22 protein-coding genes are annotated in these 26,174 nt (G+C 67.9%); 15 read left to right on the forward strand and 7 right to left on the reverse strand.

What is annotated here, in order from left to right; translation table 11 throughout:
- Positions 1–511 precede the first annotated feature (511 nt).
- The 12 genes from AC1D0A_RS05980 to AC1D0A_RS06035 all read left to right on the forward strand — a co-directional run bounded on the left by AC1D0A_RS05980 (position 512) and on the right by AC1D0A_RS06035 (position 13,158).
- Positions 512–2,671 carry a hypothetical protein gene (locus tag AC1D0A_RS05980; RefSeq protein WP_476945377.1) on the forward strand — a complete coding sequence of 720 codons (2,160 nt, stop codon included), beginning with the start codon at positions 512–514 and terminating at the stop codon, positions 2,669–2,671.
- 4 nt (positions 2,672–2,675) lie between these two features.
- The gene (locus AC1D0A_RS05985) at positions 2,676–3,665 is read left to right on the forward strand and encodes an HAD-IIA family hydrolase (RefSeq protein WP_476945378.1); all 990 of its coding nucleotides are present in this window, start codon (positions 2,676–2,678) and stop codon (positions 3,663–3,665) included.
- A gap of 9 nt (positions 3,666–3,674) precedes the next feature.
- Positions 3,675–4,013 (forward strand): hypothetical protein, encoded by a 339-nt coding sequence (locus AC1D0A_RS05990; protein WP_476945379.1) that lies wholly within the window; start codon positions 3,675–3,677, stop codon positions 4,011–4,013.
- Complete coding sequence (locus tag AC1D0A_RS05995) at positions 4,010–4,822, forward strand: TlyA family RNA methyltransferase (RefSeq protein ID WP_243179571.1); 813 nt, start codon at positions 4,010–4,012, stop codon at positions 4,820–4,822. Before AC1D0A_RS05990 ends, AC1D0A_RS05995 begins: the two co-directional genes overlap by 4 nt.
- Positions 4,823–4,844: 22 nt before the next feature.
- The gene (locus tag AC1D0A_RS06000; protein WP_028277417.1) at positions 4,845–5,882 is read left to right on the forward strand and encodes an NAD kinase; all 1,038 of its coding nucleotides are present in this window, start codon (positions 4,845–4,847) and stop codon (positions 5,880–5,882) included.
- Positions 5,883–5,885: 3 nt separating this feature from the next.
- Positions 5,886–7,622, forward strand: a complete 1,737-nt coding sequence (gene recN / locus AC1D0A_RS06005; RefSeq protein WP_243179570.1) for a DNA repair protein RecN — start codon at positions 5,886–5,888, stop codon at positions 7,620–7,622.
- A 100-nt stretch (positions 7,623–7,722) separates the two neighbouring features.
- On the forward strand, positions 7,723–9,516 hold the full coding sequence (locus AC1D0A_RS06010; RefSeq protein WP_043436300.1) for a CTP synthase: 1,794 nt from the start codon (positions 7,723–7,725) through the stop codon (positions 9,514–9,516).
- Between the two features lie 27 nt (positions 9,517–9,543).
- The gene (locus AC1D0A_RS06015) at positions 9,544–10,206 is read left to right on the forward strand and encodes an NUDIX domain-containing protein (protein ID WP_476945380.1); all 663 of its coding nucleotides are present in this window, start codon (positions 9,544–9,546) and stop codon (positions 10,204–10,206) included.
- Positions 10,206–11,246, forward strand: a complete 1,041-nt coding sequence (gene xerD, locus AC1D0A_RS06020) for a site-specific tyrosine recombinase XerD (RefSeq protein WP_476945381.1) — start codon at positions 10,206–10,208, stop codon at positions 11,244–11,246. The genes AC1D0A_RS06015 and xerD overlap by 1 nt, the downstream gene beginning before the upstream one ends.
- Before the next feature lie 108 nt (positions 11,247–11,354).
- Positions 11,355–11,876, forward strand: a complete 522-nt coding sequence (locus AC1D0A_RS06025; RefSeq protein ID WP_084476185.1) for a sigma-70 family RNA polymerase sigma factor — start codon at positions 11,355–11,357, stop codon at positions 11,874–11,876.
- Positions 11,877–12,244: 368 nt separating this feature from the next.
- Positions 12,245–12,640 carry a hypothetical protein gene (locus AC1D0A_RS06030; protein ID WP_476945382.1) on the forward strand — a complete coding sequence of 132 codons (396 nt, stop codon included), beginning with the start codon at positions 12,245–12,247 and terminating at the stop codon, positions 12,638–12,640.
- A 35-nt stretch (positions 12,641–12,675) separates the two neighbouring features.
- The gene (locus AC1D0A_RS06035; RefSeq protein WP_476945383.1) at positions 12,676–13,158 is read left to right on the forward strand and encodes an 8-oxo-dGTP diphosphatase; all 483 of its coding nucleotides are present in this window, start codon (positions 12,676–12,678) and stop codon (positions 13,156–13,158) included.
- 92 nt (positions 13,159–13,250) lie between these two features.
- Here the strand turns inward: AC1D0A_RS06035 and AC1D0A_RS06040 are convergent, their stop codons facing one another.
- From AC1D0A_RS06040 to AC1D0A_RS06055, 4 genes are all read right to left on the reverse strand, one after another.
- A complete protein-coding gene (locus AC1D0A_RS06040) occupies positions 13,251–14,390 on the reverse strand; it encodes a bifunctional 2-methylcitrate synthase/citrate synthase (RefSeq protein ID WP_028277410.1) in 1,140 nt (379 codons plus the stop codon).
- A 62-nt stretch (positions 14,391–14,452) separates the two neighbouring features.
- Positions 14,453–15,355 (reverse strand): methylisocitrate lyase, encoded by a 903-nt coding sequence (gene prpB, locus AC1D0A_RS06045; RefSeq protein WP_028277409.1) that lies wholly within the window; start codon positions 15,353–15,355, stop codon positions 14,453–14,455.
- Complete coding sequence (locus tag AC1D0A_RS06050) at positions 15,355–16,875, reverse strand: MmgE/PrpD family protein (RefSeq protein ID WP_476945384.1); 1,521 nt, start codon at positions 16,873–16,875, stop codon at positions 15,355–15,357. Before AC1D0A_RS06050 ends, prpB begins: the two co-directional genes overlap by 1 nt.
- Positions 16,868–17,527: a GntR family transcriptional regulator gene (locus tag AC1D0A_RS06055; protein WP_476945385.1), complete on the reverse strand. Its 660-nt coding sequence runs from the start codon at positions 17,525–17,527 to the stop codon at positions 16,868–16,870. The genes AC1D0A_RS06050 and AC1D0A_RS06055 overlap by 8 nt, the downstream gene beginning before the upstream one ends.
- A gap of 187 nt (positions 17,528–17,714) precedes the next feature.
- Between AC1D0A_RS06055 and AC1D0A_RS06060 the strand changes: the two genes are divergently transcribed.
- Positions 17,715–19,622 carry an AMP-binding protein gene (locus tag AC1D0A_RS06060; RefSeq protein ID WP_476943453.1) on the forward strand — a complete coding sequence of 636 codons (1,908 nt, stop codon included), beginning with the start codon at positions 17,715–17,717 and terminating at the stop codon, positions 19,620–19,622.
- Positions 19,623–19,640: 18 nt separating this feature from the next.
- Here AC1D0A_RS06060 and AC1D0A_RS06065 read toward each other — a convergent pair whose 3' ends face one another.
- A complete protein-coding gene (locus tag AC1D0A_RS06065) occupies positions 19,641–20,579 on the reverse strand; it encodes a LysR family transcriptional regulator (RefSeq protein WP_459385980.1) in 939 nt (312 codons plus the stop codon).
- A gap of 241 nt (positions 20,580–20,820) precedes the next feature.
- On the opposite strand from AC1D0A_RS06065, the gene AC1D0A_RS06070 reads away from it, so the two are divergent.
- Together AC1D0A_RS06070 and AC1D0A_RS06075 are read left to right on the forward strand one after the other, a co-directional pair.
- Complete coding sequence (locus AC1D0A_RS06070) at positions 20,821–21,939, forward strand: PrpF domain-containing protein (RefSeq protein WP_243179566.1); 1,119 nt, start codon at positions 20,821–20,823, stop codon at positions 21,937–21,939.
- 10 nt (positions 21,940–21,949) lie between these two features.
- Positions 21,950–23,395 carry an SLC13 family permease gene (locus AC1D0A_RS06075; RefSeq protein WP_243179565.1) on the forward strand — a complete coding sequence of 482 codons (1,446 nt, stop codon included), beginning with the start codon at positions 21,950–21,952 and terminating at the stop codon, positions 23,393–23,395.
- 337 nt (positions 23,396–23,732) lie between these two features.
- Here AC1D0A_RS06075 and AC1D0A_RS06080 read toward each other — a convergent pair whose 3' ends face one another.
- Entirely contained in the window at positions 23,733–24,452 is a 720-nt protein-coding gene (locus AC1D0A_RS06080) for a response regulator (RefSeq protein WP_476943448.1), read from the reverse strand.
- Positions 24,449–26,164 carry a sensor histidine kinase gene (locus AC1D0A_RS06085; protein ID WP_476945386.1) on the reverse strand — a complete coding sequence of 572 codons (1,716 nt, stop codon included), beginning with the start codon at positions 26,162–26,164 and terminating at the stop codon, positions 24,449–24,451. The genes AC1D0A_RS06080 and AC1D0A_RS06085 overlap by 4 nt, the downstream gene beginning before the upstream one ends.
- Between the last annotated feature and the right edge of the window lie 10 nt (positions 26,165–26,174).

Here is a 26,174-nt window from a genome sequence, read left to right on the forward strand (position 1 = left end):
CCCCCACCACCAGGTGGGGGTCCTCCCGCATTTAAACCCCCACCACAAAATCCGGCCCGGGGCCCGGGGCCCGGGGCCCACGGCCCCGCAACACCTGCGGGAGCATCCCGCCAAACCCCGCCAAACGTGAGGGAGCGTCACCGCCGCACCCCGCCTAACGTGAGGGAGCATCCCGCCGCACCCCGCCTAACGTGAGGGAGCGTCACAGGACACCCCGCCCAAGGTGAGAGAGCGTCGGGAACAACGCCACAGCCGCCGTCGACCACCCATGGATGAGGGAGCTGCCCGCCAGCCGGCGGCCGCTGACAGAAGCGCCCCGGCAGGTTGTGAGACTTCCCACCGCGGGCCCCCTTTGACCTGGTGCCGTTAGCCGGTGGCGGGTTGCTCGCCTAGAATTGGGGGAGATGTACGGACTTCGAAGCGCTTGATTTCGGGTTGCGTAGGAAACGAAACACGGAACAGAGCGGCTGCGATTGCGCCAGTGGTCAGCTCACAACAGGAGGATTCCAGCATGGCTGAGCACAATGATGGCAACCGCGGTGGCAAGGCCCACGGCAACTCTGGCGGACGCAGTTCCGATGGAGCCCCTTTCCGCGGCACCAGCAACTCTGGCGGCGATCCCCGCGGATTCCGTTCCAGGGAAGACCGTGACCGTAAGCCGTATGGCGATCGTGCTCCGCGTGAGGGCGGGGATCAGCGCGGCTTCGGAAACAGCGAGCGTAGGCCGTACAGTGGCGGCGGTGAGCGTAAGCCGTATGGTGATCGTGCCCCGCGTGAAGGCGGGGGACAGCGCAGCTTTGGTGGCGACAGCCGCCCGTCCTATGGTGACCGTAAACCGTACAGCGGCGGCGGTGACCGTAAGCCCTATGGTGACCGTGCCCCGCGTGAGGGCGGGGATCAGCGCGGCTTCGGCGGTGGCGACCGTAAGCCTTATGGTGACCGTGCCCCGCGTGAGGGCGGGGATCAGCGCGGCTTCGGCGGTGGCGACCGTAAGCCTTATGGTGACCGTGCCCCGCGTGAGGGTGGGGGCCAGCGCAGCTTTGGTGGCGACAGCCGTCCGTCCTATGGTGACCGTAAGCCGTACAGCGGCGGCGGCGACCGTGACCGTAAGCCTTATGGCGATCGTGCTCCGCGTGAAGGTGGGGGCCAGCGCAGCTTTGGTGGCGACAGCCGTCCGTCCTATGGTGACCGTAAGCCGTACAGCGGCGGCGGTGACCGTAAGCCGTATGGCGATCGTGCTCCGCGTGAGGGCGGGGGCCAGCGCAGCTTTGGTGGCGACAGCCGTCCGTCCTATGGTGACCGTAAGCCGTACAGCGGCGGCGGTGACCGTAAGCCGTATGGTGACCGCGCCCCGCGTGAGGGCGGGGGCCAGCGCAGCTTCGGCGGCGGTGGCGACCGTGACCGCAAGCCGTACGGCAGCGGCGAGAACCGCAAGCCCTTCGCCACCCGCGAGGATCGTCCCGCACGGGGCTTCGACCGTGGCGACTCAGGCCCGCGCCAGTATGGACGCGACCGCCCCGAGGACCGTCCGGTTCGCGTGCCCAATGCCCGCGACCTCCGCAGCGCCAACCGCCCCGACCGGGAGCGTTCACCCCAGATCGACGAGGACGTCACGGGCAAGGAGCTTGACCGCGCCACGCAGCACCAGATCAAGACCCTCGAAGGCACCAGCGCCGAATGGGTGGCCCGCCACCTCGTCATGGCCGGGCGGCTCCTGGACGAGGAACCTGAGCTTGCCTTCCAGCATGCCCTGGCAGCCAGCCGCCGTGGCGGACGCCTCGCGTCCGTCCGCGAAGCTGTCGGCCTGACCGCCTACGCAGCCGGCCACTATGGTGAAGCCCTTCGGGAATTCCGGACCTACCGCCGGATCAGTGGCTCCAACATGCACCTGCCGGTCATGGCCGACTGCGAACGCGGCCTTGGCCGCCCGGACCGTGCACTGGACATGGCCCGGTCCGACGAAGCCAAGGATCTCGACGCCCCCGGCAAGGTGGAACTGGCCATCGTTGCAGCCGGTGCCCGCACCGACCTCGGGCAGCTCGACGCCGCGGTTTCCGAACTGGAAATCCCGCAGCTGGACATCAACCGCGCCTTTTCCTACAGCCCCCGGCTGTTCCGTGCCTATGCTGACGCGCTGACGGCAGCCGGCCGCGCTGCCGAAGCCACCAAATGGCAACGCCAGGCCACTGTGGCAGAAAACGCGCTGGGCCTCGGGGCTGACGAGGAACCCGACATCATCGATCTCGGCTGGGACGAGGAAGAAGAAGCCCGCGAGGAGGAACGGCAGCGCCGCCTCCGGGCGCAGGAGCATGCCGACACGCACGCCGGAACCGAAGAGCGCGCACCGCGTGCCGCAGGTGCCGCTGCCGCGGCAGAGGCCACCGGCGCCGCAGCCGGTGTGGCCGGCTTGGACGCGGGCGATGAGCTCGCCAGCGACGACGGAGCCGACGACGCCGAAGCCGACTACTTCGAGTCTGACGACCCCGAGTCCGACCTGGATTCAGTGGAATCCGACGTGCTCGACGAAGCTGATCACGAAGCCGAGGACGAAGCCGAGGACGAAGCTGATGACGAAGCGATCGCCGAGTCAGACCTGGAACTGAACGATGACGCGGACCAGGAACTCTCCGCTGACTCAGAGCGGGACCAGCACGAAAGTGTGGAGGACTAATCGCATGACGGGTACCGCCCTGATCTCCACCTTTGATGCCCTGCTCTCCGATCTTGACGGCGTTGTCTATGCAGGGCCCAACGCCATTCCCGGGGCCGTCGAGTCGCTGCGCCGGCTGGCCGGGGTGGGCGTCGGACTGGGCTACGTCACCAACAACGCATCCCGTTCCCCTGCACAGGTGGCCCAACACCTGCGCGATCTCGGCGCCCCCGCCGAGGACCACCAGGTGGTGAGCTCCTCGCAGGCGGCGGCAGCGCTGCTGGCGTCGATGCTGCCGGCCGGGGCACATGTGCTGATCACGGGCAGTGCCGCACTTGCCCGGGAAATTGAACTGGTTGGCCTGGTTCCCGTCCGCGGCGCGGAGGATGACCCCGTCGCCGTCGTTCAGGGCTTTAGTCCGGAACTTGGCTGGAAGGACCTCGCCGAGGCGTCGTACGTCGTCGCCGGCGGCGCCCTGTGGGTGGCCACCAACACGGACTGGTCCATTCCCCAGGCGCGTGGAATTGCCCCCGGTAACGGGACGCTCGTGGCCGCCGTGGCAGCCGCGACCGGCAAGAGCCCGATCGTGGCCGGCAAACCCGAAGCCCCCCTGTTCCACACGGCCGCCAAGCGGCTGGCGGCGGACCGGCCGCTGGTCGTCGGTGACCGCCTGGACACCGACATCCTGGGCGGCAACAACGCCGGTTTCGCCACCGTCGCCGTGCTGACCGGAGTGGACACAAGGGAATCGATCCTCGCGGCACGGTCTGTGGAACGCCCCGATTTCCTCATCAATGACCTGACCGGCCTGTACGCGCCATACCCTGCCGTAGAGCACGACGCCGGGCGGTTCCGCAGCGGCACGGCCTCGGCGACCGTGCGGGGGCAGTCGGTCCACATCAGCGGCGACCCCGCCGACCTCGATTCGTGGCGTGCCGCCTGTTCGGCCTGGTGGGCCGCAAACCCCGAGACGACCAGCGCACTGCCTCCGGTCCTCGAGTGGTCCGATCACTAGGCTGGACACATGAGCGAGCTACACCAGGGACTGGACCAGGCCCCAGACGAACAGCCGGCTGAGGCGCCGACCCCTGCGGCCGACGTCGCCTGGCCCGAGCTGCCGACGCAGCAGCTCCCGGCGGAGCTGTCCGGGCATGCGGCAGCAGAGCACGCGGCAGCAGTCCTGGATCCGGCTGTCAACGCTGTCCTGGACCGCCTCGGGGCCGTGCGGCAAATGCCTGTGTCCGGGCACGGCGAAGTGTATGCAGGCATGCATGATGCCCTGCTGGAGGCCCTGAACGAAGACGTGACCGGACACGCCGGCGTGGCGCGCCGTATCCATGCCGCGGGGAACGGGGGATCGTGAGCCGGCTCGACCAGGCACTCGTCAGCCGGGGGCTCGCCAGGTCCCGTACCCATGCCGCCCGGCTCATTGCCGAGGGCAAGGTGAGCTCCGGGGGCGAGGTCCTCGCCAAGGCGTCGCTGCAGGTCCCGGAGGACGCCGCGCTGGACGTCACGGCCTCGGCCGAGGACGGCTACGTCAGCCGCGCCGGGCACAAGCTGGCCGGCGCGCTGGATGCCTTTCCCGCCGTCGACGTCGCAGGCAAACGGTGCCTCGACGCCGGCGCCTCCACCGGCGGGTTCACGGATGTGCTGCTTCGGCGCGGTGCTGCCCACGTGGTGGCCGTCGACGTGGGGCACGGCCAGCTGGTGCCGGAAATCCGGAATGACTCCAGGGTTTCCGTGCACGAAGGCCTCAACGTCCGCTACATGGCGGCCGCGGAAATCGGCGGACCGGCCGCCCTGACGGTGGCTGATCTGTCCTTCATCTCGCTGACGCTTGTGGTGGCGCCACTCGCGGCCTGCACGCTGCCCGGCGGCGACCTCGTCCTCATGGTCAAGCCACAGTTCGAGATCGGCAAGGACCGGCTGGGCCGGACCGGCGTGGTCACCTCGGAACGCGAACGCCGGCTCGCCGTGGGCAAGGTGGCTTCCGCCGCCGTGGATGCGGGCCTGGTCTTGTCAGGCCTCGCCCAGAGCCCGCTGCCGGGCCAGGACGGCAATGTCGAATACTTCCTGTGGATAAAACGCGCGATGTCGGAAGTCCCGCCTAAGATCGAGGAGCGGGACGCAGCTGTTGCTGCGTTGCTCGGAACAATCTGGCCGAACCACTAGTACCACCAGAAGGCGGAACCTGATGAGCAGGCGTGTCCTGATCCTGGCCCACACAGGGCGCGAGGAGTCCCTCAAGGCTGCCTGGGAAGCGTGTGCGCTGCTGCACGAATCCGGGCTGGTCCCCGTTCTGCAGGAGAACGAGCTCGGGGACATGGTCCGCTTCTTCGGCCGGCTCGACCACCCGGTCGAGGTCCTTCACGATCACGTGAAGCTGCCCGAGGTGGAACTTGTCATGGTGCTCGGCGGGGACGGCACCATCCTCCGGGCTGCCGAACTGGTCCGCGAAGTCGACGTGCCGCTGCTTGGAGTGAACCTTGGCCACGTGGGGTTCCTGGCCGAGAGCGAACGGGCCGACCTCGCCCAGACCGTCGAGTGGATCGCCAGCCGTGACTACACGGTGGAGGAGCGCATGACGATCGACGTCCAGGTCTGGGTCCGCGGCCAGAAGATCTGGCACACCTGGGCCCTGAATGAGGCCGCGATCGAAAAGGGCAACCGGGAACGGATGCTGGAGGTGGTCACCGAAGTCGACGAACGCCCCCTGACCTCATTCGGCTGCGACGGCGTGGTCCTGGCCACGCCCACAGGCTCCACGGCCTACGCGTTTTCCGCCGGCGGTCCCGTGGTGTGGCCCGAGGTCGAGGCCCTCCTGATCGTGCCGATCAGCGCCCATGCCCTCTTCGCGAAGCCGCTCGTGGTTTCGCCCCGGTCCCGCCTCGCCGTCGAGATCCTGAACCGCACCGACGCCCAGGGTGTCCTCTGGTGCGACGGCCGCCGCTCGGTGGATCTGCCGCCCGGCGCGCGCGTCGAAGTGACCCGCTCCGCAACGCCCGTGCGTCTGGCCCGGACACACCAGACCCCCTTCTCCGGCAGGCTCGTGCGCAAGTTCCAGCTCCCCATCCAGGGCTGGCGCGGCCCCGTGCCCCAAACCCGGGCCATCCACACCGGCCCCCTCCCGATCATCCGCACGCCCCGTCCCATGCCGCCGCTTCCCTCGCCGCGCCACGAGGGAACTGCCGACGCGCCCGATCCCTCGCCAGATCCCACAACCGAGAAGTGAACCATGCTTGAAGAACTGCGTATCCGCGACCTCGGCGTCATCACCGACGCCACCCTGCCGCTGGGCCCAGGCCTCAGCGTGGTGACCGGTGAAACCGGTGCCGGCAAGACCATGGTGGTGACGGCCGTCGGGCTGCTCCTCGGTGCCAGGTCCGACGCCGGCGCCGTCCGCAGCGGCGCGAAGAGCGCCTCGGCGGAGGCCGTGCTGAAGCTCGACGCCGGCCACGCTGCCGTCGCGCGGTCCAGGGAAGCCGGGGCCGAGGTGGAGGAGTTCGACGGCGGTGTGGAACTCCTGCTGGCCCGCAGCGTCGGGGCCGACGGCCGCAGCCGGGCCTATCTGGGCGGACGCGCCGCGCCGGTGGGGGTGCTGGCCGAAATCGGCGAAACCCTCGTGGTGGTGCACGGACAGTCGGACCAGATCCGGCTCAAGAGCCCGGTGGCGCAACGCGGAGCCCTGGACAAATTCGCCGGCGAGAGCCTTGCCGGCGCGCTTGCCGCCTATCAGGACCTCTACGCGCACTGGCATGCCAGCCAGGGCGAGCTGGACTCCTTGCGCAGTGCCGCGCGTGAACGCCTCCGCGAGGCCGAGTCGCTGCACGTAGCCCTGGCCGAGATCGACGCCGTGGACCCGCAGCCGGGGGAGGACGAGGCCCTCAAGGCCGAGGCCGTGAAACTGGCCAACGTCGAGGAATTGCGGATCGCGGCCAGCACCGCCCACCAGGCGCTCATCGCCGAGGACTTCGGTGAAGAAGCCGACGCGACCACCCTCGTGGACGCCGCCAAACGCACCCTGGAGCACGTTGCCGAACACGACGGGGAGCTGGGCTCCGCCGCGGCACGCCTGGCCGAGGTCGGTTTCCTGCTCAACGACATCGCCGCTGAACTCGCCAGCTACCAGGCCGCCCTTGACACGGAGGGCCCGGAACGGCTCGCCGAAATCGAGGACCGACGGGCCGCGCTGGCCAAGCTGGTCCGCAAGTACGCGCCGAGCATTGACGAGGTGCTGGTCTGGGCGGAGGAGGCCCGGGCCCGGCATGAGGAACTCCAGGACGACTCCACCCGGATCGAAGCGCTGGACGCCGAGGTCGCCCGGGCCGAAACCGAGCTCCGGAAGAAGGCCGCCGGGATCAGCAAGGCCCGCAGCAAGGCCGCCAAGGACCTCTCCGCGCGGGTCAGCGCGGAGCTCACGGCGCTGGCCATGGCCGATGCCACCCTGGTCATCAATGTGGAGTCCGCGGGCCAGCTGGGACCGTTCGGGGCCGACGAAATCTCCTTCCTGCTTCAGCCGCACTCCGGCGCGCCGGCCCGGCCGCTGGGCAAAGGCGCCTCGGGCGGTGAACTCTCCCGCGTCATGCTCGCCATCGAGGTGGTGCTCGCCGCCGTCGATCCCGTCCCGACGTTTGTCTTCGACGAGGTCGACGCCGGCGTCGGTGGCCGTGCCGCCGTCGAGATCGGGCGCCGGCTGGCGATGCTGGCCCAGCACGTCCAGGTCCTCGTGGTGACCCACCTGCCGCAGGTGGCCGCGTTCGCGAACCAGCACATCAGGGTCACCAAGACCTCCGTGCGGGGCGCTGACGGGGCTACCGCCACCGGCTTCACCTCCAGCGACGTGCAGCTGCTGGACGAGGCCGAGCGGGTCCGCGAACTGGCCCGCATGCTGGCCGGCCAAGAGGACTCCGAATCAGCCCAGGCCCACGCCCAGGAGCTGCTGGACGACGCCAAACTCCTCCCGCAAAGCTAGGCGGGCCCGAAAGGACCTCCGCAGGGACTCCCGCAGGGACCGCTGCCAGGACAACAATCACATCGGGATCCCGCCAAGGAACCCGTGGAAGGCCGAATTGATGATAAGCTCAAACCCCGTGGTGCAGCGATCAAACTCTCGTGTAAATTCCCGGTTTCCGGGCTCGTCCAAGACGACCAAACACATCTTCGTCACCGGTGGTGTAGCGTCCTCGCTCGGTAAGGGACTGACGGCTTCGAGCCTCGGCCACCTCCTGCGGGCACGCGGTCTGTCTGTAACAATGCAAAAGCTCGATCCCTATCTGAACGTGGATCCGGGCACGATGAACCCCTTCCAGCACGGCGAAGTCTTCGTCACTGACGACGGCGCCGAGACGGACCTGGACATCGGCCACTATGAGCGCTTCCTCGATGAAAACCTCGAAGGATCGGCCAACGTCACAACCGGCCAGGTCTACTCGACCGTCATTGCGAAGGAACGCCGCGGCGAATACCTCGGCGACACCGTCCAGGTCATCCCGCACATCACCGATGAGATCAAGCGGCGCATGCGGCTTCCCGCCGAGGGCAAGAACGCCCCCGACGTCATCATCACCGAAATCGGCGGCACGGTGGGCGACATCGAGTCCCAGCCGTTCCTCGAATCCGCCCGCCAGGTCCGCCAGGACATCGGCCGCGGAAATGTGTTCTTCCTCCACGTGTCCCTCGTGCCGTACATCGGCCCGTCGCAGGAGCTGAAGACCAAGCCGACGCAGCACTCCGTTGCCGCGCTGCGCTCCATCGGCATCCAGCCCGAGGCAATCGTGATCCGGTCCGACCGCGAAGTCCCGCAGCCGATGCGCGACAAGATCGGCCGCATGTGCGACGTCGACATCGACGCCGTGATCGGCTGCCCGGACGCACCGAGCATCTACGACATCCCGAAGACCCTGCACTCCCAGGGCCTGGATTCGTACATCGTCCGCGCCCTGGACCTGCCGTTCAAGGATGTGGACTGGACCAGCTGGGACAAGCTGCTCGACGCCGTCCACAACCCGAAGCACGAAGTTGAGATCGCGCTCGTGGGCAAGTACATCGACCTGCCGGACGCCTACCTGTCCGTCACTGAGGCCCTGCGCGCCGGCGGCTTCGCCAACGACACCAAGGTCAAGATCCGCTGGGTCCCCTCGGACGAATGCGAAACCCGCGAGGGTGCCGTGCAGTCCCTGGCCGGCGTCGACGCCATCTGCGTTCCGGGCGGCTTCGGCATCCGCGGCCTGGAAGGCAAACTCGGCGCCCTGAAGTACGCCCGCGAAACCAAGCTCCCGGTCCTGGGCCTGTGCCTGGGCCTGCAGTGCATGGTGATCGAGTACGCCCGCAACGTAGTCGGCCTCGAAGGAGCGTCCTCGTCCGAGTTCGAGCCGGACTCCAAGTACCCCGTCATCGCCACGATGGAAGAGCAGCTGGACATCGTTGACGGCAAGGGCGACCTTGGCGGCACCATGCGCCTGGGCCTGTACGAAGCCAAGCTCGACGAAGGCTCCGTCGTCGCCGAGACCTACGGCGCCACCAAGGTCAGCGAACGGCACCGCCACCGCTACGAGGTCAACAACAAGTACCGCGATCAGATCGCCGCCAAGGGCCTGTCGTTCTCCGGAACGTCGCCCGACGGCAAGCTGGTGGAGTTCGTGGAACTTCCCCGCGACGTCCACCCGTACTACGTGGCCACGCAGGCGCACCCAGAGCTCAGCTCGCGGCCCACGCGCCCGCACCCGCTGTTCGCGGGCCTGATTGAGGCTGCCCTTGGCCACCAGCGGGCCGGCGATGCCGCGCCCGCTGCCAGCAGCAGCCCGAGTGCAAAGGCCGATGCCCCGGCACCTGCGCCCAAGCCCTCGTCGGCAGCAGTGTCCAAGTAATTTCCAACTGAATCAAAGGACGGCGCGATGCCCGGTATGTCTGAGACCCCCAATGCTGCACGGCAGGTTTCGGATGAGCCGAGCCCGCGCCGTCTTTTGTCGTCCCGGAAGGTGTACGAGGGCAGGATCTGGGACGTCGTCAGCGACAGTTTCCAGCTCAACGACGACGGCGACACCCTGGTCCGGGACTATATCGACCATCCCGGCGCGGTGGCGGTTCTCCCGATGAACGACGACGGCGACGTGCTGCTGCTCCGGCAGTACCGGCACCCCGTCGGCATGGATCTCTGGGAGATCCCCGCCGGGCTGCTTGACGTCGAAGGGGAGGACTTCGTCGTCGGGGCCGCCCGCGAACTGGCCGAGGAAGCGGACCTCGTCGCGGACCGCTGGAACGTGCTGGCGGACTTCTTCAACTCCCCGGGCTCCTCCAGCGAGGCCATCCGCATCTACCTGGCCCGAGGCCTGAGTGAGGTGCCGGGACATGAGCGGCACGTCCGCACAGACGAGGAAGCCGAAATCGAACTGCACTGGACCCCGCTGGACGAGGCCGTGCAGGCGGTCCTTGACGGCCGCCTCCACAACCCGTCCGCCGTCGTCGGCGTCCTGGCTGCTGCCGCCGCCCGCGCGGGCAACTTCGAAAGCCTCCGCCCGGCCGACGCGCCCTGGCCCGCCCATCCCAGCCAGCGCTAGTGGAACCGCTGATCGCCGAACGGCCGGCCCCGGCGCAACTTCCGGCCCCGGCGCAGGCAGCCGCTCCCGAGCGCCCGCCCGCCAGGGCGTTGACGGCGATCGACCGCGCAATCACTGACTACCTGCAGCACATGGGCGTGGAGCGGGGCCTCGCGGCCAACACGCTCTCCGCCTACCGGCGGGACCTGGCCCGCTACGCCAGGCATCTGGCCCACGCGGGCCGGGAACGCCCCGCGGAGATCACCCGGCACGACGTCACAGCCTTCGTTCAGGCGCTCTCCGACGGGTCCGACGGCGGCTCCGCCTTGGGCATCCGCTCGGCGGCCCGGACGGTGGTGGCTGTGCGCGGACTCCACAAGTTCTGGGCCCTCGAAGGCATCACGTCCACCGACCCGGCCAGCGACGTCCACCCGCCCATGCCCGGCAAGCGGCTGCCCAAGGCCATCAGCGTCGACGAGGTCACCCGGATCCTCGAGGCGGCCGGCACGGACACGGCGACCGGCCTGCGCGACCGCTCGCTGCTCGAATTCCTCTATTCCACCGGTGCCCGCATCAGCGAAGCCGTGGGCCTGGACGTTGACGACATTTCCCTGCATACCTCGGGCGGGTCCGACGCCGGCGAAGGGCCCGCGATCGTCAGGCTCTTCGGCAAGGGCTCCAAGGAACGCCTCGTCCCGCTCGGATCCTATGGGGCACGAGCCCTTGACGCCTACCTCGTCCGCGGCCGGCCCCTGCTGGCCGCCAAGGGCAAGGGCACCCCTGCCCTGTTCCTCAACGCCCGCGGCGGCAGGATCAGCCGGCAAAGCGCCTGGACCATTTTGAAGGCGGCGGCGGACAAGGCCCACATCACCAAGGACGTTTCGCCGCACACGCTGCGGCACTCCTTCGCCACCCACCTGCTGGAGGGCGGCGCCGACGTCCGGGTGGTGCAGGAACTGCTGGGGCACGCCTCGGTGACCACCACGCAGGTCTACACCCAGGTGACGGCCGATACGCTGCGGGAGATCTATGCCGCCGCGCACCCGCGCGCCCTGGGCTAAGGTATAGTCCGCCGGTCCCGCACCGCGCCGGTTACGGCGAACTTTTTTGCGGGCCTGTGTAAGGAAATGCCGTTCACTGGACACTTACACATCAAGAAGAAGTCATCGATGTCCGGGGGAACCACCATGTTGGCTGCCAAAGAGCAAGCGTTCATTGATCTGCACACCCAGCACTCCGCGCGGGTCTACCGCTACATTGCGTGCCGTATCAGTGACGGGCACCGCGCCGAGGAACTGGCCGCGGACGTCTTCAGAATTGCCTGGGAGAAGGAGCTGGCGGAACCGCCCGGCATTGGCTGGTTGTTGGCAACGGCCCGGAATGTGGTCGGCAATGAGTACAAGGGCCGCCGGCGCCGCCAGGAACTTGTCGAAAGGCTGAAAGACGATGTCCGCAGCCAAGCCCCCGGGTCAAACGATGAAGAACGAGCCGCCGTGGCAGAGGTGCTGGTGCAGCTCAGGGAGCGGGACCGCGAAGTCCTCATGCTCAGCTACTGGGACGAGCTGACCATCGCTGAACTGGCGCAGACGCTGGGATGTTCTTCATCCGCCGCTGCGGTTCGCCTGCACCGGGCACGCCGCGCGTTCGCGAAAGCTGCCCCCTCGCATCTCATGACCGAACGGAAGGACTAGCCATGGACCGCATCGAACAGCTCATGAGGGATGCAAAACCTCGGGTGGGAGCGCCGGGAGCAGAGCCGGGAAGCGACTCTGCCCGCTCAATCGTATTTTCCACGGATCCGAATGTCGTCCTTTTGGCAGGGCGCACTCCGGCACGACGGAATGCCGTGCGGGCTGCGGCCGCGACTGTACTGGCCGCTGCAGCCATCGTTGGCGCGGTGGTTGTCGGCGGCAATCTGATGCCGCAACCAGCGCCGGGGCCTGCCCAGACGGGCATCCCGGTCCCGACTGTCTCCGCCAGCCCATTGCCGTCGTCCCCAACCCCGTCCGCTGCCTCACCAGCCGCCCCGTCGTCTCCCACGAAAGCGGGTCCTGCCGCTTTGAGCACCGGCGGGGTCGCATGCACCCTGGCCAACATTGACCAGCAGCGCAATGACCAGCAGCGCGCGATCATCCCGATTGCCCCCGCCGACCAGGGCTACTACACGGTGCTGGGCTGCGCCGGCGGATGGCTCGCCTACTCCATTTCCGGTGACGGGATCCGGGCACTCCAGCTCGATGGCGGCAACGCCTGGTTCAAGATTGCCAAACTGCAGAACGGCCGATTCCTCTGCGATGTCCGGCAGGAGTGGTCCAGCGTCTACAACTGGGAGTTCCAAGCCACGAACAACCAGGGCCTCACGCCGCAGCAGGCCATGGACAAAGAATTCGCGCAGAAGGGGATACCGGTCGAACTGAGGCAGCAGCTTGTCGGCGACGGCCCGGCCGCCGGATAGCGCCGGCAGCCTGCGGCAGCTATAGGGTTGAGCACATGAAGCTCACGCCCGTCACTCTCTGCTTCCCGCTCCGTGATGCGGAGAGCGGCACCGAGGTGCTGCTGGGCATGAAGAGGACCGGCTTTGGCATCGGCAAGATCGTGGGAATCGGCGGCCACGTGGAGCTGGGGGAGAGCGACGCCGAGGCCGTGGTCCGCGAGGTCTGGGAAGAAGCCGGGATCATAGTGCTCCAAGAGGACCTGGCCCACGCCGGCGTTGTCGAGTTCATCTTTCCGGCCCGGCCCGACTGGAACATGTCGTGCCGGCTCTTCACCACCCGGCGGTGGCACGGCGAACCCGCCGAGAGCCCGGAAATCACGCCCGAGTGGTTCGACTCCGCGGCGTTGCCGCTGGAGCGGATGTGGCAGGATGCGGGGCATTGGCTGCCTCCGGCGCTGGCAGGCGAAACGATCGACGTCGTCGTGGTCCTCAACGAGGACAACGAGACCGTTGCGTCGGTCCGCATCCCGCGACGCTGAAGTTCGCGGGCAAACAGCACGGGCCGGCCACCTACGAATAGGTGGCCGGCCCGTGCCGGCGTCCGGTCCCGCGCGTCCCGCAGGAAGCCCTGCTACGCCAGGTGCCGTTCCTCGACGCCGTTGTACTCGCTCAAGGGGCGGATCAGGGAGTTCGAATCCAGCTGCTCCATGATGTGCGCCGTCCAGCCCGTGATGCGGCTGGCGACGAACAGCGGGGTGAACGTGGCGGTGTCGAAGCCCATGAGGTGGTACGTGGGTCCGGTCGGATAGTCGAGGTTCGGCTTGATCCCCTTCGCCTCGTCCATCGCCGTCTCGAGCCCGTTGTAGAGGCCCAGCAGCTCCGGCCGGCCATAGTGCGCGATCATCTTGTCCAGCGCCGACTTCATGGTGGGCACCCGGGAGTCGCCGTGCTTGTAGACGCGGTGGCCGAAGCCCATGACCTTCTTTTTGTGGGCCAGGGCGTCCTCCATCCAGGCCTTGGCCCGGACGTGGGCGTCCTCCAGGGACTCCTCCGGCCGGATGCCGATCTCGTCAAAGGTGTGCATGACGGCCTCGTTGGCACCGCCGTGCAGCGAACCCTTGAGTGCCCCAATGGCGCCGGTCACGGCAGAGTGCAGGTCCGAGAGCGTGGAGGTGATTACCCGGGCCGTAAACGTCGAGGCGTTGAAGGAGTGCTCGGCGTACAAAATCATGGAGACATTGAACGCGTCGACTACTTCGGGGACGGCTTCCTCACCAAACGTCATCCAGAGGAAGTTGGCGTCGTAGCCCAGATCCTCGCGGGGTTCCACCACGTCCTGGCCGTGCCGGCGCCGCTGGTCGTAGGCCACCACTGCCGGCATCGCGGCGAACAGATCGATGGCCTTGGCCAGGTTGGCTTCGCGCGAGGCGTCCTCGGCGAGGGGGTGCCGGGCACCCAACACCGACGTGGCAGTCCGGCAGACATCCATGGGGTGCGCGGTGGTGGGCAGCGCGTCAATCACCTGTTTGACGACCGGATCCAGGGCGCGCCCGGCGCGTTCCCGGGCGGTGAACTCCGCCAGCTGCTCCGCGTCGGGCAGCTCGCCGTTCCAGAGCAGGTACGCGACTTCCTCGAAGCTGCACTTGGCAGCCAGTTCCTGGACGGGGTAGCCGCGGTACAGCAGCGAGTTCGTGTCCGGGTTGACCTTGGAGACCGCGGTGTAGTCCACCACGACGCCGGCGAGGCCCTTCTTAATGTCCTGTTCAGCCATGCTGAAACTCCTTTGTTCCTAACGCCTGTATACCGGCACGTGCCGGAGGTTCTATGCGGGGCTTACTTACCGGGGATCTGGAAATTAAAGACTCCGGTATCGAAACGGTTGTAAGCCTCGTAATCAACGAGATCGTACAAACGCGCACGGGTCAGCATGCTTCCAACCTGTGCCTCCTGGGTTCCGTCGGCCTTAATCGATTCCAGAGTACGCTCCGCAGCGCCCATGGCACTACGGAGCAGCGTCACCGGATAAATGACCATATTGACGCCGACGCCGGCCAGCTCCTCCACGGTGAACAAGGCACTCTGGCCGAATTCGGTCATGTTGGCCAGGATCGGGACGTCAACGGCATCGCGGATGGCCTGGAATTCGGCCAGGTCCTTCATCGCCTCCGGGAAGATCGCGTCCGCACCGGCCTCCACGAGCGCTTTGGCGCGCTCCTGGGCGGCCTCGAGCCCGTCCGTGGCGCGGATGTCGGTCCGGGCCATGATCAGGAAGTTCGGGTCGCGGCGGGCATCGGCCGCGGCCCGGATCCGCTTGGTGGCGGTCTCCAGGTCCACGACGTTCTTCCCGTCGAGGTGGCCGCAGCGCTTGGGGTTGAACTGGTCCTCGATGTGGCAGCCGGCCAGGCCGGCGTTCTCGAGTTCCTGGACCGACCGGGCCACGTTCATGGGCTCACCGAAGCCGGTGTCGGCGTCGACGATCGCCGGCAGGTCCGTCATCCGGGCGATCTGCCCGGCGCGGGTGGCCACCTCCGTGAGGGTGGTCAGCCCGATGTCCGGCAGGCCCAGGTCATTGGCGAGGACGGCGCCGGAAATGTACACCCCGGCGAAGCCCTTCTCCTCGATCAGCCGCGCCGAGAGCGGGTTGAACGCGCCGGGGAACTGGGCGATGGTGCCGGAGGCGAGGATTTCGCGGAACCGGATCCGCTTCTGCTCAGGTGTGACCTTCGAATACAACATTAAAAGAGTCCCTTCGGGGCTCCGGCGAGGTCGATCACGCCGTCGGCGGCCTGGATGTTCAGCTGGTCCAGCTCGCCGGCGGCGAGCTCGGGGAGCCGGGCGGCGGCGGCAAGGAAGCGTTCGATCTCCTCGTCGGCCACCAGGCCGGCGGCGAGGGTGCGGAACTTGTTGACGTACTGCTCCCGGGCGAACGGCCGGGCGCCCAGCGGGTGGGCATCGGCGACCGCGATGTCATCGGTGATGACCGTGCCGTCCTTGAGCGTTATTTCCACGGTGCCGCCGAAGGCCTTCTCGGCGATGTCCAGGGAGTGGTAGCGGCGGGTCCATTCCGGATCCTCGACAGTGCTGACCTTGTGCCAGAGTTCCACGGTGTCCGGGCGGGCAGCGCGTTCCGGGGCGTAGGAGTCAACGTGGTGCCAGGTGCCGTCCTGCAGGGCGACGGTGAAAATGTACGGGATCGAGTGGTCCAGCGTCTCGCGGCTGGCCGTCGGATCGTACTTCTGCGGGTCGTTGGCGCCGGAGCCGATCACGTAGTGGGTGTGGTGGCTGGTCTTGATCAGCACGGATTCGACGTTGGCCGGGTCCGTGACCTCGGGGTGTTCGCCGTTGAGCTTGCGGGCGAGGTCGATCCACGCCTGGGCCTGGTATTCGGCCGAGTGTTCCTTGGTGTAGGTGTCCATGATGGCCCGCTTGGCTTCGCCGGCCTCGGGCAGCGGCACGGTGTAGGAGGCGTCCGGGCCGTCCAGCATCCAGGCGATCACGCCGTCTTCGCCCTCGTAGATCGGCACGGGGGAGGTCTGGCCGCGCATCGCACGGTCCGCGGATTCGACGGCCATCTTGCCGGCGAACGCGGGGGCGTGCGCCTTCCAGGTGGAGATTTCGCCCTTGCGGGACTGCCGGGTGGCGGTGGTGGTGTGCAGCGCCTGGCCGACCGACTGGAAGATGGTCTCGACGTCGAGGCCCAGCAGGGTGCCGATGCCGGCGGCGGCGGAGGGGCCGAGGTGGGCCACGTGGTCGATCTTGTGCTTGTGCAGGCAGATGGCCTTGACCAGGTTGACCTGGATCTCGTAGCCGGTGGCGATGCCGCGGACCAAGTCCCGGCCGCTGGAACCGACGTGCTGGGCGACGGCCAGGACCGGGGGGATGTTGTCACCCGGGTGCGAGTAGTCCGCGGCCAGGAAGGTGTCGTGGTAGTCGAGTTCACGGACCGCGACGCCGTTGGCCCAGGCGGCCCATTCGGGGGAGACGCGTTCCTCGATGCCGAAGACCTTCGCGCCCTTGCCGCCGGTGCTGGGGCCGTGGGTGAGGGCCTGGGCCCGGGCCGCGACGATCGGGGCGCGGTTCAGCGACGCGATCGCCACCGAGGCGTTGTCGATGATCCGGTTGATCACCATGTCGGTGACCTCATCGGTGACCTCCACGGGATCAGCGGCGACCTTGGCGATCTTGTAGGCGAGCTGGTCCTCGCGGCCCAGGTTTTCCTCGCTCTTGTAAACGCGGACGTGGTGTTCCTTAACCATGGTGCTCCCTTTGCTGAGGTGTATGGGTGGCTTTGACGTGCGAAAGACTGCGGTGCAGGTGAAGCGTGGTGGCGGCCTCGGCCAGGCGCGGGTTGCCGGCGGCGATCGCCTCGGCGATGGCCGCGTGCTCGGCGGCGGCGGCAGTAAGCCGGGTGGCGTCGTCGGCGGCCAGCCGGCGGACGCGCACGAGGTGGACGCGGAGGCTGCGCATGGCCTGGACGAGGTAGGCGTTGGAGATGGCAGCGTCGATGGCCGCGTCCAGCCGTCCGACCAGCCCGTAGTAGTCGTGCAGGGCCGGATCCTGGCCGCCGATCAGTTCCGGGGCCTGGAGCAGTTCGCGCCGCAACGCATCGAAGGTTGCGGGGTCGCCGCGCTCGGCGGCGAGGGCGGCGGCCCTGCCCTCGAGGGTTTCGCGCAGTTCGAACAGTTCGTCGATGTCGTCCAGGGAAATGTCGGTGACGACGACGCCGCGGCCGCCCGCCGTCGTCGTCAGCCCTTCGGCCGTGAGCCGGCTGAGGGCCTCCCGCAGCGGGGTGCGGGAGATGCCGAGGCGCGCCGACTGTTCCACCTCCGCGAGCACGGTTCCGGGCAGGAGGCGCCATTCGATGATGTCGTCGCGCAGGGCCGCGTAGGCCTTGTCGCTGGCGCGCATCCTGCCTCCTTCGGTGGTGGCTGTGTCGGGATGGAACATCATCAGTGTATACACGCCACGGCCCTATGCCCAGCAATTGCCGCCTGTGGTGAACAAATAGCCGAGTTGTGTATACATGACCCTTGTATCGCCGGTCCGCCCCGGTTTACCATGGCTGCATCACAACGTCGTGGACAGGATGTACGTCATGGTCACCAAGAGCTACCGGGCCGCCTACGAACGGAGCCTGGAACATCCCGCAGAGTTCTGGCTGGAGGCCGCGGAAGGGATCTCCTGGCAGACGCCACCGCAGCAGGCCCTTGACGCGGGCCGGGCGCCGCTCTACGACTGGTTTCCGGACGGGGTCCTGAACACGTCGTACAACGCCCTCGACCGGCACGTCGCCCAGGGCAGGGGTGAGCAGGATGCCCTGGTCTACGACTCAGCGATGTTGGGCATCCGGCAGAGCTATACCTATGCGGAACTGACGGACCTCGTGGCCCGGTTCGCCGGTGTCCTGCGCCGCAGCGGCGTCGGCAAGGGCGACCGCGTGGTGATTTACATGCCGATGATCCCCGAGGCCGTGATCGCGATGCTGGCCACCGCACGGCTCGGCGCCGTGCACTCGGTCGTCTTCGGCGGGTTTGCTCCCAAGGAACTTGCCGCCCGCATCCGCGACGCAGCCCCCGCGGCGGTGGTGGCGGCGTCCGGCGGCATCGAGCCGTCGCGCCGGATTGAGTACCTGCCCGCCGTCGCCGAGGCCCTCAGTATCGCCGGCGCCGCCGGAACCCCGGTGCTGGTCAAGGCCAGGGACGGCTTCGCCTCGACGGTGGCCTCCATGGCGGCCGAGCACCCCGAATGGCTCGACTGGGACACCGAGATGGCCTCCGCCGAGGCGGCCGCGCCGGTGGACGTCAAGGCCACGGACCCGCTGTACATCCTCTACACCTCGGGCACCACCGGCTCGCCCAAGGGCGTGGTGCGGGACAACGGCGGCCACGCCGTGGCCCTGAAATGGACCATGGAAAACCTCTACGACGTCGGTCCCGGCGACGTCATGTGGACCGCCTCGGACGTCGGCTGGGTGGTGGGCCACTCCTACATCGTCTACGGTCCGCTGCTGGCCGGCGCCACCACGGTGCTGTACGAAGGGAAGCCGGTGGGGACGCCCGACGCCGGCGCGTTCTGGCGGGTCATCCAGGACCACAAGGTCAACGTGCTGTTCACCGCGCCCACCGCGCTGCGGGCCATCCGCAAGGCCGACCCTGAGGGCCGGTTCCTGGACAAATACGACATTGCCAGCCTGCGGACCCTGTTCGCGGCCGGCGAGCGGCTGGACACCGATACCTTCCACTGGGCCTCCCGGGTGCTCGGTGTTCCGGTGGTCGACCACTGGTGGCAGACGGAGACCGGCTGGGCCATCTGCGCCAACCCCCGCGGCCTCGGCGGACTGCCGATCAAGGCCGGGTCGCCGAGCGTCCCGATGCCCGGCTTCCGGCTCAACGTCGTCGACGGCGCCGGCGGGGACGTCGAGGCCGGCATGGAAGGCAACATCGTCCTGGGCCTGCCGCTGCCGCCTGGCACCCTGACCACGCTCTGGCGCAACGACGACCGCTACATTTCCTCCTACCTCCAGGCGTTTGAGGGCTACTACGCCACCGGTGACTCCGGCTACCGGGACGAGGACGGCTACGTCTTCGTCATGGGCCGCACAGATGACATCATCAACGTCGCCGGACACCGGCTCTCCACCGGCGCCATGGAACAGGTGATCGGCCAGCACCCGGCAGTTGCCGAATGCGCCGTGATCGGCCTCGCCGACCCGCTCAAGGGCCAGCGGCCCAGCGGCTATGTGGTCCTCAAGTCCGGGGTTGACGTGCCCGAGGACGTCCTCGTCAAGGACCTGATCGCCCTGGTCCGGCGCGACATCGGGGCCGTGGCGGACTTCAAGCACGTCACCGTGGTGGACGCTCTGCCGAAGACCCGTTCGGGAAAGATCCTGCGCAAGACCATGCGCCAGATCGCCGACGGCGAGACCTACGTGGTGCCCTCCACGATCGAGGACGCCGGCGTGATCGACGCGCTGATCGACACCCTGCGCCCCGGCCCTGCGTGACCGGAGCAGCCTCGTGGTCTAGTGATAGTCGCCGGCCCGTTCGCGGGCGATTTCCAACAGGGTGGAGTGGAAGGCCACCTCGGCCGGGGCATAGACCTTGTCCTCCCGCTGCGCCAGCAGTATCCTCCGCAGCGGGGCAGCGGAACCCAGGCTCAGCACCTTCACGTCGGGATGCTGAAGTGCTACGGCGGTCTTGGGCACCATGGCCACGCCCATTCCCACGCTGACCATGGCCTGGGCCTCCTGGTAGTCGTTGGCCAGGAAGGCAATCTCCGGTTCGAATCCGGCGTCGTGAGCGGAGCGCTGCAGCACCTCCACGACGGGGTGGGCCTCGGCGCGCACGATCCAGGACTCGTTGCGCAGGTCGTCCATGCTTACCTGCTCACGCTCGGCGAGCGGGTGGCTGCGGGCCACCAGGATGACGGTGCTCTCCCGGAAGACCTCGGTTACGCGGATGGAATCGTCCCGGAACGGGTTCCAGGGGTAATCCCAGAGCAGGCACAGACCCGTGACTCCGGACTGCAGATCTGCGACGAGTTCATCGAAGCGGGCGCTGCGCAACGAGAGGCTGATGGCCGGGTAGCGCTTTTTGAAGGTCCGGATGACGATGGGCAGGAAGGATCCGGCCAGGGTTGGGAACGTACCCACGGTCAGGGAACCGCGTCTTAGGCCCGCAATCTGGCCCAGGTCGGACCGGGCTGCCTGCATCTGCCAGACGATCTTGCGGGCGTGGCCGGCCAGAACCTGGCCGGCCTCGGTGGGCACCACCCCGCGGGAGCGACGGGTGAGCAGAGGCTGCCCCACCTCCTGCTCGAGCTTGCGCAGCTGCTGGGAGACGGCCGAGGGCGTGTACATCATCAACTCGGCCGCCGCGGTGATCGAGCCCTGCTCCACCACCTCCAGCAAAAGCGCCAGCCGCCTTATATCGAACAAATCCTGGCCTTCGTCCTTTAGCAATGCTTCACCCTTCTTCGCCTTTGGTTCATTCCCTGCCGGGACCGGGCCTCCCTTGAGGACTTCGAGCACTTTTCCTGGCAACGGACGCTTTGCAGCTGGGGAATAATCCTCCAGCGCTCTATGAGTTAAGCAATCCTACATCCCCCTGAAAAAATCCAACATTGTCTAAAGTTGTGATCTGGCTCAATCTCTTTTCAGGTCCTCATTCAAGTCTGAGGCACGAGGAGAAGCGGGAAAAACCATGAAGATCGAAGCCCAATGGATGCGCGGAGGCACCAGCAAGTGCTGGGTGTTCGAAGCGGAACATCTTCAGGCGGGCGGCACCAGCCTCGATGTGCTGCTGCCGCGGCTGTTCGGCAGCCCGGACCCGCGCCAGATCGACGGCGTCGGCGGCGCCACCTCGACCACCAGCAAGGCCGTGATCCTGCACCGGCCCGTCAGTGGGGACATCGACGTTGAGTACACTTTTGCCCAAGTGGGCGTCGAAGAGGCCGCGGTGGACTGGGGCAGCAACTGCGGGAACGGCTCGGCGGTGGTGGGTCTGTACGCCATCGAGAAGGGCTGGGTGCTCCCCAACGGAGACGTTACCCGGATCGTCACCCGCAACACCAACACCAACCAAATCATCGTCCAGCGCGTGGCCACCCCTGCCGGAGCCCTGGCCTCCGTTCCGGACGCCCGGATGCCAGGCGTACCCTTCCCCGGCTACGCTGTGGGGCTCGGCTTCCAGGACCCTGCCGGCAGGACCACCGGTGCGCTGCTGCCCACCGGAGCGGCCACTGACACCCTCACCGCCGGCGGAACCCGCTGGACTGTGTCGATGGTCGACGCCGGAGCGCCCGTGGTGATCGTCAACGCCGAAGAACTGGGCCTGGACCTGGCCAGGTACGACAGCTGGCGCGCCGGAGTGGAGTTGCAGCTGGATACCCTGGAGCAGATCCGGCGGCAGGCGGCGGTGCGGATGGGGCTGGTCCGCACAACAGCCGAAGCGGCCCGGGCCATCCCCAAGCTCGCCATCGTAGCCGCGCCCGCCCAGGCCGACCCCGGCTGCGACGCCAACGTCATGATGCTCTCCATGGGCAAGCCCCACCCGGCCCTGGCCATCACCGGCAGCATCGCCCTGACCCTGGCCGCCCGCACCCCCGGCACCGTGCTGCACACCATCACGGGCGACTCCCTGGGGAGCACGCTCCGGCTCCGCACCCCCGCCGGGGTCATCGAGACCTGGAGCGAGGAGCACGACGGGACGCTCCTCGTAGGCGTCGACCGCACGGCCCGCACCATCGCCACAACCATCATCCATCTCCCCGAGGTCCCCGGCAGCGCCGTCGCTGCCTCCCTCGCGGGAGCCACCCGCTGAGGAGACGATCATGACCAAGACTGAGCACCGCACCGCTGTCGCTGCGGACGAGACCCGGGACAACGATGCCCCGCGTCCAACCCGCCGCCGCCGAATCCTACTGGCGGCGGCCGCCGGGTTCGCGTTCCTGGCGTTGATTGCGCTCGTGCTGGGGGGTGATATCTTCAACCCTTCGGCCACCCCGCAACCGGAGCACTCCATGACCGCTGTCCAAATCATCCCGCTCGTCATCCTCGTCATAATGTTCATCGTCGCCACGAAATGGCCGCTGAACATCGGCGTGATGGGGCTGGTGGCCTCCTTCGGCGTCGGCTATTTCATGCTCGGAATGACGGACAAGCAGATCCTCGAAGAGTTCCCCGCCAGCATCGTCGTGACGATCATCGGAGTCACGTACTTCTTCAGCATGGCCCAGCGGAACGGCACCATCGACATCATCGTCCAGACCTGCGTACGCCTCGTCAGGGGCAAGACGATGCTGCTGCCCTGGGTGTTCTTCCTGATCGCTGCTGCGCTCACGTCACTGGGCACCTTCTCGCCGGCCGCCGTCGCGCTGCTGGCACCGGCGGCCATCGGCTTCGCCTACGAGTCCCGGATCCATCCCGTGCTGATGGGCGCATTCATCATCAACGGAGCCCACGCCGGCGGCTTTTCCCCGCTGTCCGTCGCCGGGGTGCTGGTGCACGACATCGCCCTGAAGAACGGATTTCCCATTTCCCAGGGCGCACTCTTCATCGCCAGCTTCGCCATCAATCTCATTCTCTCCGTGCTCACCATCGTCCTGTTCGCCCTCCTGGGCAGGCTGCGGGACGGCGAAGGCGGCCAGCATGCCGACGTCGACACCGCCCGCACCAGCCGCCCTCACGGGCAGCAGATCCTCACGCTGGCACTGATCGCGGTGATGCTCGTGTGCACCCTGGGCTTCCACTTGCCGATCGGCTTTGTCGCGCTCTCTGCCGGACTCCTGCTGGCGCTGGTCAACATCAAAGAACACCAGACGTTCATCGGCGGCGTCTCCTGGTCCACCGTCCTGCTGGTAGCCGGCATGATCACCTATGTCTCCCTGCTCCAGCACGTTGGCGTCATCGACACCCTCGCTGAGCAGGCTCTGGCACTGGGCGCACCGCTGCTGGTGGCCCTGGTCCTCTGCTACGTCATTGGGGTCGGCTCAGCCTTCGCCTCATCCACGGCGTTGCTGACCGCGTTCATTCCCCTGGCCGGTCCGCTCCTGGCTACCAGCTCGCTGAGCGCCTCAGGAACGGTCGCGGCGCTGGCTATAGCTGCCACGGTGGTGGATGTCTCGCCCTTCTCCACCGACGGGGCGCTGGTGGTCGCCAACGCCCGCGCCAACGACAGGCAGCGAGTCTACCGGCAGCTGATGGCGTATGCCGGGGGAGTGGTGCTCGTAGCCCCGGCCCTCGCCTGGGTCCTGCTGGTTCCCACCGGCATCATGTAAAACGCACGGCCATCGGCGACGCGGCTCCCGATAGCCAGGCCGCCCCCGCCGCATGGAATGAAGTCTTCGGTTGCGGCAAGCAACCAGGAAGAAGGCCCGGACACACATAGTCCGTAGGCACCAGACCGCAGTGGGGCGGCGAATGATGATCACCCGGATCATCGCCTATTCGCAACGCGCGCCGCCCCACTGCCCTGAAACGTCAACAGCGGCCGCATGGCACCAAGCATTCGAGACCATCCCCGCAAGGAAACCGCCGGGACGGCATTTCGCGGCAGTGTTTCCCGGGACTACCGGCAAGTGCCCTCCCGGTGACGGGAACGGGGGAGCGGCAGGCCTACGTCCGCGGCCGGTTCCAGCGGTATTCGTTCTCCGGCCGGCCGGGGGCGCCGTAGCGGGCGGCGCGGGTGACCGTTCCGGCGTCGGCGAGGTACTCGAGGTAGCGCCGGGCAGTGACCCGGGACATCCCGAGCGCCTCCATGACCTCGCTGGCCGACACCGCCTCGGCCTGCTGCCTGATGTAGTCCTGGACGGATTCCAGCGTGGATACGGCCAAGCCCTTGGGCAGCGACAGCTCGGACGGGGCACGGAGGCTGGCGAAGGCCTGGTCCACATCGCTTTGGGACGCCCGGGCTCCGGCTTCCCCGGCCAGGGGCGCGGCCAGCTGCTCGCGGAACAGCCGGTAGCTGGCGAGCTTGTCCGCAAAGGTCGCGTAGGTGAACGGCTTGATCAGGTACTGGACCACGCCGGTAGCCACCGCGCTGCGGACAATGTTAAGTTCCCGCACCGCGGTGATGGCGATGATGTCCGCGAACAGTCCGGCCGCCCGCATCCGGCGTGCGATGTCCAGCCCGTGCAGGTCCGGGAGGTTCATGTCCAGCAGGACCAGCTCCACCGGATTGCCTGCCGCGGAGAATTCGGTGAGCAGGCGCAGGGCGGACTGGCCGTCGGGCGCGGAGCCCGCCAGGGTGAAACCGTCCAGCCTTTCTATGTAGGCGGCGTGCGCTGCGGCAGCGATGGGCTCGTCCTCGACGACGAGCACCCGGATCTCGCTCATGGTTGTCCCTCGGTAGTGACCGGCAGCGTAGTGGCCGGCGGTGTTGTGACGGGCAGAGTGACGCGGAACAGCGCCCCGGCCGGGCTGGTGATTGTCATGGTACCGCCCAGCCGCTGGACCGCCTGGCGCACCAGGGCCAGCCCAAGGCCGCGTCCGAACGGTCCCGGGGCCTTGGTGCTGAAACCGTGCCGGAAGACGTCCTCCACGGCCGCGGGATCGATCCCGGGGCCGCTGTCCTCCACGGTAATCTCCAGGGCGGAGCCGGTGGTCTCGACGGTCAGCTCCACGAGCCTGGGTGCCGGCGCCTCGGCCGCGGCGTCGATGGCATTGTCCAGCAGGTTCCCCAGGATGGCCACGAGGTCCTGCACGGCCAGTCCGGTCACGGCCGTGGAACCGCTGGTATTGAGGGTCAGCTCGACGCCGCGTTCGTGTGCTTCGGCTGCCTTGCCCATGATCAGGGCGCCGAGCACGGGTTCCTCGATGGAGCTCACAATGTCATCCGTGAGCCGCTGGCTCAGTTCCAGGTCCTTGGTGGCAAAGTCCAGCGCCTCGGGGCCCCGGCCCAGTTCCATGAGCGAGACGATGGTGTGGAGCCGGTTGGCGTGCTCATGGGTCTGGGCGCGGAGCGCGTCCGAGAGCGTGCGCATGGTCTCGAGTTCACTGCCCAGGGATTCGATCTCGGTACGGTCCCGGATGGTGGCGACCGTTCCGTATACAGGAGTGCCAGCGCCGGACTTCGCTCCGTGCGGGCGGGCGCCGGCAGATTCGGGTCCCACCGCGGGGCCCTGGTTGACCACCAGGATCCGCGAGCCGGTCAGGTGGATCTCATCCAGGGCGGTCCGCCCCGATTCGAAGAGTTCCTTGAGGCTGGGGGCCAGCGGCAACTCCGCGAGGGAGGGCGCAGCCTGGCGCCCGCCCCCCGCAACGCCGCCGTCAGCGCCGGAGGTGGGACCGCCGTCGGCGGACTGTTTCCTCAGCCCGAGCAGTTCGGCGGCCTGGTCGTTGTACATCACCACTTTGCCCCTGGGGTCGATGAGGATCACGCCCTCACGCACCGAATGCAACACCGATTCGTAGTACGCGAAGAGCTGGCCCAGCTCTTCCGGGCCCCAGCCGCGGGTCACCCGGCGCAGGTACCGTCCCAGGAGCCAGGCCGCCGCCGACCCGCCGGCCAGCAGCGCCAGGCTGATGGCCAGCAGCGCCGGCAGCCTGCCGGAGAGTGCGACGTCCACCGTCCGGACCGTCACGCCCGCGGCCACGAGCGCCCGGACCTTGCCGTGGGCGTCCTTGACCGGGGCGATGGTGCGCACCGACGGGCCGAGGGTGCCGGCCACGACTTCCGTGAACACCTGGCCATGGAGGGCTGCGTCGATGGAGCCGATATACGGTTTGCCCAGTTCCTCATCGCGCGGGTGGGTCCAGCGTGTGCGGTCCGGGGCCATGATCGTGATGAAATCCGCGTCGGCGTCGTTCATGGTCTTCAGGGCATACGGCTGCAGCAGGGCCGTGGGATCGGCTGTGTCCGCCGCCGCCAGGACGAAGGGGGCGTCGGCGACGGCGGTGGCGATGCCGGCCATCCGGCGTCCGGCCTCGTCGTAGGCGTGATCGCGCGCGTCCACGAACACGGCCGTACCAACGATGGCCGTCAGGGCCACCACGAACAGCAGGTTGGCCGCAAACAGCCTGCGGGCGATGCTCCAGCGCCGGATCATCAACACCTTC

Source organism: Arthrobacter sp. P1_D4 (genome assembly GCF_056406115.1).

What these genes read in the sequence shown, in the direction of transcription:
- AC1D0A_RS05980 (WP_476945377.1), top strand. Translation starts at nt 512, where the DNA reads ATGGCTGAGCACAATGATGGCAACCGCGGTGGCAAGGCCCACGGCAAC.
- AC1D0A_RS05985 (WP_476945378.1), top strand. Translation starts at nt 2,676, where the DNA reads ATGACGGGTACCGCCCTGATCTCCACCTTTGATGCCCTGCTCTCCGAT.
- AC1D0A_RS05990 (WP_476945379.1), top strand. Translation starts at nt 3,675, where the DNA reads ATGAGCGAGCTACACCAGGGACTGGACCAGGCCCCAGACGAACAGCCG.
- AC1D0A_RS06000 (WP_028277417.1), top strand. Translation starts at nt 4,845, where the DNA reads ATGAGCAGGCGTGTCCTGATCCTGGCCCACACAGGGCGCGAGGAGTCC.
- recN (WP_243179570.1), top strand. Translation starts at nt 5,886, where the DNA reads ATGCTTGAAGAACTGCGTATCCGCGACCTCGGCGTCATCACCGACGCC.
- AC1D0A_RS06010 (WP_043436300.1), top strand. Translation starts at nt 7,723, where the DNA reads ATGATAAGCTCAAACCCCGTGGTGCAGCGATCAAACTCTCGTGTAAAT.
- AC1D0A_RS06015 (WP_476945380.1), top strand. Translation starts at nt 9,544, where the DNA reads ATGCCCGGTATGTCTGAGACCCCCAATGCTGCACGGCAGGTTTCGGAT.
- AC1D0A_RS06025 (WP_084476185.1), top strand. Translation starts at nt 11,355, where the DNA reads ATGTCCGGGGGAACCACCATGTTGGCTGCCAAAGAGCAAGCGTTCATT.
- AC1D0A_RS06035 (WP_476945383.1), top strand. Translation starts at nt 12,676, where the DNA reads ATGAAGCTCACGCCCGTCACTCTCTGCTTCCCGCTCCGTGATGCGGAG.
- AC1D0A_RS06040 (WP_028277410.1), bottom strand. Translation starts at nt 14,390, where the DNA reads ATGGCTGAACAGGACATTAAGAAGGGCCTCGCCGGCGTCGTGGTGGAC.
- prpB (WP_028277409.1), bottom strand. Translation starts at nt 15,355, where the DNA reads ATGTTGTATTCGAAGGTCACACCTGAGCAGAAGCGGATCCGGTTCCGC.
- AC1D0A_RS06050 (WP_476945384.1), bottom strand. Translation starts at nt 16,875, where the DNA reads ATGGTTAAGGAACACCACGTCCGCGTTTACAAGAGCGAGGAAAACCTG.
- AC1D0A_RS06055 (WP_476945385.1), bottom strand. Translation starts at nt 17,527, where the DNA reads ATGCGCGCCAGCGACAAGGCCTACGCGGCCCTGCGCGACGACATCATC.
- AC1D0A_RS06060 (WP_476943453.1), top strand. Translation starts at nt 17,715, where the DNA reads ATGGTCACCAAGAGCTACCGGGCCGCCTACGAACGGAGCCTGGAACAT.
- AC1D0A_RS06070 (WP_243179566.1), top strand. Translation starts at nt 20,821, where the DNA reads ATGAAGATCGAAGCCCAATGGATGCGCGGAGGCACCAGCAAGTGCTGG.
- AC1D0A_RS06075 (WP_243179565.1), top strand. Translation starts at nt 21,950, where the DNA reads ATGACCAAGACTGAGCACCGCACCGCTGTCGCTGCGGACGAGACCCGG.
- AC1D0A_RS06080 (WP_476943448.1), bottom strand. Translation starts at nt 24,452, where the DNA reads ATGAGCGAGATCCGGGTGCTCGTCGTCGAGGACGAGCCCATCGCTGCC.
- AC1D0A_RS06085 (WP_476945386.1), bottom strand. Translation starts at nt 26,164, where the DNA reads ATGATCCGGCGCTGGAGCATCGCCCGCAGGCTGTTTGCGGCCAACCTG.